Genomic DNA, 7,811 nt, shown 5'->3' on the forward strand with positions numbered 1-7,811 from the left:
ACACGCGGCACGCCATGTGACAGCGGGAAGAAAGGTTCAATCCGGCGCATCTGCGCCTCCGACAACAGCATCAGGTCACTCATGGCAGCGTCTCCTTTCGATCCCAGTGAATCAAAACGCAGAGCGCGCCGCAAGAGGTTAATAGGTCCCGAGCCTAGAAACAGAACAGTAAGTGCGGCTATACCGTAGGGCTCACGGCGTTTGCAGCGCGGTGTAACCTATAGATATGTCGCTCGCGTTCGGACCGGCCTGAAAAGATATTCCATTTCTTTCCAGTGTCTGTCGGATCAACTGGCGGATATGAACGCGCACTGTGTGGCCTGCGTCTGTCTCGATGCGACGAATGGAAGAAACAGAAACGCCAGCTTCAACTGCTAGTTCTTCGACCGTCCAGTCAAGTAGTGCCCGGGCGGCACGCAGGTGGGATGCCTTCAAGGGCGCCGTAGTTTGATTTTCATCAACTACCGTAACGCCCTTATCAGCTACCTCGATAAGAGCCCCGAACCACTCTCTTATCGTTCCGTCTGAATTGCGGACAGGCGTCGCACGGCTGAGAAAGCGGCGGTATCGCCCTTCCTTATCCCTGATTCTAGGGTCAAACGCATACAGACTGCCGTTGGTTAGAGATGAAATCCAGTTCGATTTGACCAAATCGCGATCGTCGGGGTGAATGGCATTGAGGCATCCCATACCAGACGCCTCGTCTTTTGTCTGGCCGGTCAACTCGTGCCAACCGGTTGAATAGACGAAATCACCGTCTGGCTGCAGTCCGTACTCCGTTACCGCCATCGACGAAACAAGAGCTTTGTAGCGATACCAGCCATCTTCGACTGACCGACGCGCTGCGTGTTGATCAGAAATATCGATCATGACGCCGATGGCACGAGCAACGCTGCCGTTTGTGTCAACGATCACCTCGGCCTTGTTCTGAAGCCAACGCATCGTTCCATCGGGGCGAACAATCTTGAACTCGCGGTCGATAACATGACCAGACCGCATGGCTTGGTCCATGTGGGCGTGAACGGGATGGTCATCAGGATGGATGATCGCTTCGAGATCCGGCCAGTTGAATGGCATCGAGGGATTAATGCCAAGCAAACGATACAGCCCAACCGATATAGTCATGTGATTGGTGCTAAACTCCAATGTCCAGAAGCCAAGCTGCCCTCGCTCTTCGATCAAGCGAAGAAAATGAGCTGAGGATACTCCCAGAAGTGTCCGAGTGGTCCGAGCACCATCCTCATTAATCGTTTCCTCGCTCCTCCCGGTTGTTGAAAATTGCATGAGCCGTGTTGTCGGCATTGTAGCCCCTTTTATTCCCGTGGCGCGAACTGCGAAACCAGAGTGTTTTTTACCCAGTTCGACCGGAAATTTTTCCGCTGAAATCGGTACGGAACGATTTTTGCTCGCAACCCTCTATCTGAGAATTCGAACATAATAGATATCTTAACGCCAAAGCAATGCCAATCTGTAATATTCGCATACAGGAATGCTAATGAAAGTTGACAAATCGAATGTTCCGGAATGGACAGACTTCTCAATTACAAGAATAGGTTTGAGAAAATGTTTTCCCACACTTAGAAATCGTATTGTATCTACGATACAATTCCTTTCTGGCAGGTTAGGCAATCAAAAGTTATACTTTGGGATAGGTCTATGGCCAACGAGTGTATTCCCTGTTGGTTCATGGAATTCGTAGTAAGTGTCAACTAACGGTGAGGCGGCCCATGGTTTTCGCGCCATGCCAACTAGCACCTCAACGCACTTCCGCGCGTCAGCGCTTGTACGTAAGACGGAGTTGCATTCGTCTCCTCATGCCTTCGGCAGAATGAATTTGCTTCCGGCAATTTTTGTCCATTGCAAGTGGGACAACCCACTGGGAGATCTCGATGAAACGCCCAAAAATCAAAACAGCGCTATCAGGCGCCTTGATCCTCATTGCCGTAACGGTTGTGGGATTTGCTGCCGTAGCAATTAACAGCATGAGCGCTCTGAATAACAGCACGATTGAGATCTCTTCGCGATGGTTACCGAAAGTCAGCCTGTCGAAAGACATGAGCGTTGATCTCTCGAGCGCCAGACGTGGCTATCTCAATCACGTTATTGCATTGGACGCTGCAGCATTGAAAACAGCGGAGGACAGCATTTCTGCTGCGAAGTTGCAATTTCTGGACACCGTCGCAAAATACGAAGTTTTGGTGCTCGACGAAAATGGAAGGCAACGGATCGCAAAGATCAAGTCTTTGTTCGAGGAGTTTGGCAATCTTGGGAACTCCATGATCCTGTTGTCGCGCGAGCAAAAAAACGAGGAAGCAACGAAACTTCAACAGCTGCAGATGAGGCCGTTGGCGAACGACATCGACAAATTACTTGAGGAGATCGTCACCCTTAATACGGAAGGCGCCACAGCTTCGCAGATAGCAAGCAGCGCGACCTACAACTCGACGATGAGGCTCACATATTTGATTGTTGCGCTCTGCCTTTCTGTCATTGTGGCATCAATCTGGTTTGCCCTGTCCGGTATCGCCCGGCCGATCCAGACAATCACGACCGCCATGAAGAAGCTCGCTGATGGCGATAGCGCGTCGCCCATCCCCTATGAAGGACGCGCCGACGAGATCGGCGATATGGCTGCGGCTGTGGAAGTCTTCCGCGCCAATGCGGTCGCTAATATTCGCCTCGAACAGGAAGCCGCCGCTAGTCGCAGCCTTTCGGAAGAAGAACGCCAGCGTAAGGCTGAAGGTGACCGTGTTCGTGCCGAAGAGATGGCGCAGGCGACGGCTGGCTTGGGCGATGGACTGAGACATCTGGCAGGCGGCGACCTGACGTTCCAGCTGATCGATGCCTTCGCGCCCGACTTCGAAACCTTGCGTGCGGACTTCAATGCTGCGGTTGCACAACTCTCCGAAACCCTGCGGGCTGTGGCCGATGCGACTGGCGCTATCGACAATGGCAGCCGCGAGGTAAGCGCTAGCGCCGACGATTTGTCGAAACGCACCGAACAGCAGGCTGCGGCGCTTGAAGAAACCGCTGCTGCGCTCGACCAGATAACAGTCAATGTTGCAAACTCGTCCAAACGAGCGGAAGAGGCACGCAAGGTTGCGGTGCAGGCTAACGAAAGTGCTGCGCAATCCGGTCGTGTGGTGGCCAACGCGGTGGATGCCATGCAGAAGATAGAGGCCTCCTCTAATCAGGTCTCGAACATCATCGGTGTCATCGATGAGATTGCCTTCCAGACCAATCTGCTGGCACTGAACGCCGGGGTCGAGGCAGCGCGCGCCGGCGATGCCGGCAAGGGTTTTGCGGTCGTTGCGCAGGAAGTCCGGGAATTGGCCCAGCGATCGGCCCAGGCAGCTAAGGAGATCAAAGATCTGATCCGCAATTCTTCCGTTGAGGTGCAAAGTGGCGTTAAGCTGGTGAGTGAAACGGGTGAGGCTCTCAGGACGATCGAGGGCTATATCGTCACGGTGAACCAGCACATGGATTCCATCGCAACATCGGCGAGGGAGCAGTCTGTTGGTCTTGCCGAGGTTAACACTGCCGTCAACCAGATGGACCAGGTCACTCAGCAAAACGCGGCCATGGTCGAGGAGACCAGCGCAGCCGGTGCCACGCTCGCAAACGAAAGTGGCAGATTGCGGGAACTGATTTCACAGTTTCAGCTTGGACACGCCCTACGTCAAACGGCAGCAGTGATGTCGGCCAGCGCTGCGCATCGCCCGGTCCAATCCCCTGTCCGAAAGCTGGCTGGCAAGGTCATGAATGCCTTCTCCGGAAACGCAGCCGTTAAAGAAACATGGGAGGACTTCTAATATCCCCCTTACATCACGCAGCGGCGACAGGCGAGATGCTTGAAATCATTGCCTTCCGGCTGCACGATCAGGGTTTTTTTGTGCGCACAACATCCATGCGCTTGGCGATGACTTCATCATAAGTGGGCGGGGCAATCGACAGAAGTCTGCAGTTCAGCTCGACCCCGAGCACCGAGCGATGGGCATCAACCAGAAAATCATCGCCTCAGTGGGCGGTCGAGGTCCCTGGGCCCCTTTCAGCGAACGCATGCATTCGCTGAAAGGGGCCCAGGGAAATATGCAAAGGCCCTGCGCAAATATCGTTGGACTGACGAAGCTCGCGGTTCTCCCGCTCCGGAGCTTTCATCTTCTCCGCAACGTCGCTCGGCAAACCCGCACGTTTGCCGCATTTCACCCCGGCCTTCCTTACCCATTCATTGAGCGTAAGCGCCATGCGGCCGATCTTACCGGCTACGGAAGAGAGTGACGCCCAAGTCGATGTTGTCCGAGTTGCTGGCGATTTCCGGATAGGTTCGATATTCTCGCGGATCAGCGTGGCGAAGTAGCCGATCGTGTATACATGCGTCGGGCGCACCATCAGGCCGCTCTCTGTTGGGTGGCGCAAGTGGCAGACCAGTTTGAGGGCAACAGTTCTGGCACCCGTGATCAGCGACGGACGGGCATGCGGGCGAGGATATCCGGCAGCCAGGCTTGCGGATCAATATCGTTCATCTTAGCCCTGACGATCAGGGAGCACATAAAGGCAGCAAGCTCGCCGCCGCGCTGGGAGCCGCCGAATAACCCTGCCCGCTAAGGTTATTGGTGGAACCGACTTGTAAGACAGGCTGAATGGCGGCGCATCGCGGCCGCTATTATCTTCTGGCTCTGACATTTATGAGTCCTGAGCCTAACGCACGAGACGCAGGAGTATCCTGCATCCTGGTCGCCGTAAACATTCTCCCTACCCGGCGCGATCGCCTAGGGAGCGACGCCTGGACGGTAATGCGGCGAGTTGTCAGGGTAGGAGCTGCGACCTGCGTGCATCAGCGGGATGAAGAAGTGACGCTATTAATGTGCAAGGCCGAGATGATTTTTTTCCAGCCCGCGATATGTGCGGACGTATAGATGCCGGAGTGCTCAGATACCCCTGCCATCGTCGAAGGCTGTGTGCCCTCTGTGACGACCAGCCCGATATAAGTCCGCGGGCGCAGTATTCGGAAGCCGGATCACTGGGCGTGCCCTCGAAGGTTGCGCGGCTGCGGGTTGTGGGCGGCATGACCAGGCGGTGGAAAGTGTGTAGCGGCCTGGCGAGCCAATAAGAATAGCGAGTTCATCGGTTTTTCCATTCGAAGAACGTATACGGGCAATTGAAAAGCGACCGCGAAACGCGGCCCGCTCTGTCGAGCGATGTTTTGGAATGATCAGAGCTCTCCTGGTGCAAGAATCTCTCGTGTTCGCTTTAGCGTCGCCAGCAGGGCGGCCTTGTAGCCGGTGTCACTGCCGAGCCGCGCTTGCTGGGCTTGTGCCTGAAGAGTATTCGGATCTTTGTCACGCGGCCCATGTACCAGTAGAAGCAAAGCTGCAGCGCGCCGTCTTCGTCTTCGAACAATTCGTTGATGATGGCTCCCTCGTAGGGACCCATCGTCTGGAAGAAGGCGATCTTGCTCTCATGCTCGATTGTGACGATTTCTCGTAGTTCGCTGCCTCTGATCGTCGCCTTCCGTAGGAAATGCGTGCGCTCTCCTCTACGACCTCGCAACGGGTGCAGACACCTGCTGCGAAGAACGGGCGGGCGTCCCGTGCCTTGAGTTCAAGACCTTCAACGCCTGAGCGCGCGTCAACCGGGATTCGCCGTCCGGGTTCACCGGAACAATGGCGGTCGAATACATCGCAATGACCGTCCTTTCGAGATCGCTGCTCTCGTCAGGCGGAAGCAGCTGTTTCCTGCGCGAAATCGCGATACCGGCGCAGAGGGCGACCAAGAAGCATGGTCAGGCGCTCGACGTCTCCGTCGGCGGGAAGCATGCCGTCGGTCATGAAACGTTCACCCATCAGACGCATGTCGTAGGCCATCCAGGCGGGTACGAACTGCTTGAGATTCTGCTCGAAACCTTCGGTATTGTCGCCACCGTAGCTGATCGTGCGGTCCAGCACATCCGACCAGATGGCAGCGATATCCGTGCCCGTCAGCACGTCTGGCCCGACCAGATTGATCCGGTCGATCGGGAGCGGCTCCGAAGCCCGTTCACGGCGCAGAAGTTCAAGGGCGGCGATCTCGGCAATATCACGGACATCGATCATGGCGAGACCCTTCGGTCCGACCGGCATCGTGTAGGCGCCGTAGCCGGTGATGACGTCCTTGACCATCAGATCGTTCTGCATGAAGTAAGCCGGCCGCAGGATGGTGGCCTTGAAATCCATCTGCTCGATCATCCGCTCGACGCTATACTTGCCGGCGAAATGCGGCACGTTCACGTAGACATCGGCATGGATGACCGACAGGTAGACGATCCGCTCGATGCCAGCCGAGCGTGCGACGTTGAGGGCGATCAAAGCCTGGGTGAACTCATCCGGGACGACGGCATTTAAGAGGAACAGGGTGGACACGCCGGACATGGCGTTGCGCAAAGAATCGACGTCGAGAAAGTCACCCTGCACGACGGAAACACCGTCCGGAAAGGCGGATTTCGACGGATCGCGGGCGAGCGCCCGGACATCTGCACCGCCTTTTACGAGATGTTCAACAATCTGACGGCCAATATTGCCCGTGGCACCGGTAACGAGGATGGTCATGTTGGTCTCCTGTTGTGTTGTTTGACACGCTCAGTATGAGTGGCTCACTTCCCGTCCGATAGGCGGAGATTTAGAACAACCTGTCTCACTGGTGGAACACATATGGATCTTCTCGCTCTCTCGGATTTCAACCTCGTCGCGCGCCATGGCGGGTTTGGCAAAGCTGCAAGAGCGACCGGCAGGCCAAAGGCGACGCTGTCCCGGCGGGTTGCGGAATTGGAAAACGGCCTTGACCTTCGGCTGTTCGAGCGGGGTGTGCGGACCCTGAAGCTGACGCAGGAGGGCCGGGCACTCTTTGAGCGGACGGCGCGATTGCTTGCCGAACTCGATGAGACGGCATCGGCGATCGCAACCGGTGGCCAAACTCCAAGGGGTAAGTTGCGCATCAGCGCGCCGGTGCTGTTCTCCCAGAGCGCCATGGGTAAGATCGCCGCGGAGTTTACACTGAAATATCCGGAGGTCAGGCTGGAGATCACAGCGGAGGACCGGTCTGTGGACATGATCGAGGAAGGCTACGATCTGGTCATTCGGGTCAATCCCGATCCTGACGAAAGCCTGATCGGGCGCGCGTTTCTCCGCGACAGGCTTGTGGTCGTGGCAAACCCGACTCTCCCCCGTCCGAAGAAAGATGGCCCCACTCCCGGCGTTGTGCGGGGCAAGGGAGAGCGGCAAACATGGCGCGTGACGACAACAGGCGGACCCTCGACGATTTCGATAGAGCCGGTGCTGGGTCTAGCGTCTCTCATCATGGTCCGGGATGCGGTGCGCGTCGGGGTTGGTGCCGCCCGTCTTCCCATCTCATTGGTGGCCTATGACCTCGCGGAAGGAACGCTGGTGAGTTGGGGCGATATCGACGGCCCCGAAATCGCGTTGTGGACGCTCTACCCGTCTCGCCGGTTGCTCAGCGCGCGCATGTCTGCGTTTCTGGATTTTCTAAAGCAAGCTTTCCCGAACGGGACACCTGACGAACTGGCCGCGTATATCGGCCGATGACGAGCGGAGCCTCGTTCAGGCAGACACGCGCAGAGATCTACGCCGCCCTATCAACAGAACGGGCTGTCAAACGCTCGATTAGCCATCGCCCTGCCGGCCCCGGAGAGTCGTCTGATCGATAGGCTGTTGATTTCCACTGAGAGCTGACCCGGCGCAGCGTTATATTTCCATTGAGAATTGACCCATGTTTCAACCGTCCCCTGCATGTTTTCAGCGGGGGCTCTGGAGTGATCG

Annotated in this window: 5 protein-coding genes and 3 pseudogenes; 2 read left to right on the forward strand and 6 right to left on the reverse strand. The window is 56.4% G+C overall.

Translation table 11 applies throughout. From position 1 onward, the window contains the following. Positions 1-192 precede the first annotated feature (192 nt). A complete protein-coding gene (locus ASG39_RS10580; RefSeq protein ID WP_082477158.1) occupies positions 193-1,302 on the reverse strand; it encodes a PAS domain-containing protein in 1,110 nt (369 codons plus the stop codon). 587 nt (positions 1,303-1,889) lie between these two features. Between ASG39_RS10580 and ASG39_RS10585 the strand changes: the two genes are divergently transcribed. Next, complete coding sequence (locus tag ASG39_RS10585; protein ID WP_062594992.1) at positions 1,890-3,812, forward strand: methyl-accepting chemotaxis protein; 1,923 nt, start codon at positions 1,890-1,892, stop codon at positions 3,810-3,812. Between the two features lie 16 nt (positions 3,813-3,828). Here the strand turns inward: ASG39_RS10585 and ASG39_RS24525 are convergent. From ASG39_RS24525 to ASG39_RS10600, 4 genes and pseudogenes are all read right to left on the reverse strand, one after another. After that, positions 3,829-4,290 (reverse strand): annotated as a pseudogene (locus ASG39_RS24525) (hypothetical protein); the annotation flags it as partial. 170 nt (positions 4,291-4,460) lie between these two features. Further along, a pseudogene (locus ASG39_RS23840) lies at positions 4,461-4,598 on the reverse strand (transposase domain-containing protein); the annotation flags it as partial. 614 nt (positions 4,599-5,212) lie between these two features. Then, positions 5,213-5,680, reverse strand: a pseudogene (locus ASG39_RS24530) (AtaL-like protein). 34 nt (positions 5,681-5,714) lie between these two features. After that, positions 5,715-6,584 carry an NmrA/HSCARG family protein gene (locus ASG39_RS10600; protein WP_062594993.1) on the reverse strand — a complete coding sequence of 290 codons (870 nt, stop codon included), beginning with the start codon at positions 6,582-6,584 and terminating at the stop codon, positions 5,715-5,717. A 102-nt stretch (positions 6,585-6,686) separates the two neighbouring features. On the opposite strand from ASG39_RS10600, the gene ASG39_RS10605 reads away from it, so the two are divergent. Then, entirely contained in the window at positions 6,687-7,577 is an 891-nt protein-coding gene (locus ASG39_RS10605; RefSeq protein WP_062594994.1) for a LysR family transcriptional regulator, read from the forward strand. Between the two features lie 50 nt (positions 7,578-7,627). Here the strand turns inward: ASG39_RS10605 and ASG39_RS24330 are convergent. Beyond that, positions 7,628-7,811 (reverse strand): hypothetical protein (locus ASG39_RS24330; protein WP_210168570.1); only part of this gene is annotated, 184 nt, incomplete at its 5' end.

Source organism: Rhizobium sp. Leaf371 (assembly GCF_001424045.1).
In the GTDB taxonomy this organism is placed as follows: domain Bacteria; phylum Pseudomonadota; class Alphaproteobacteria; order Rhizobiales; family Rhizobiaceae; genus Ferranicluibacter.

Bases quoted from the DNA above. Each gene is read 5' to 3' on its own strand.
- ASG39_RS10580 (WP_082477158.1), bottom strand. From the start codon at position 1,302: ATGCCGACAACACGGCTCATGCAATTTTCAACAACCGGGAGGAGCGAG.
- ASG39_RS10585 (WP_062594992.1), top strand. From the start codon at position 1,890: ATGAAACGCCCAAAAATCAAAACAGCGCTATCAGGCGCCTTGATCCTC.
- ASG39_RS10600 (WP_062594993.1), bottom strand. From the start codon at position 6,584: ATGACCATCCTCGTTACCGGTGCCACGGGCAATATTGGCCGTCAGATT.
- ASG39_RS10605 (WP_062594994.1), top strand. From the start codon at position 6,687: ATGGATCTTCTCGCTCTCTCGGATTTCAACCTCGTCGCGCGCCATGGC.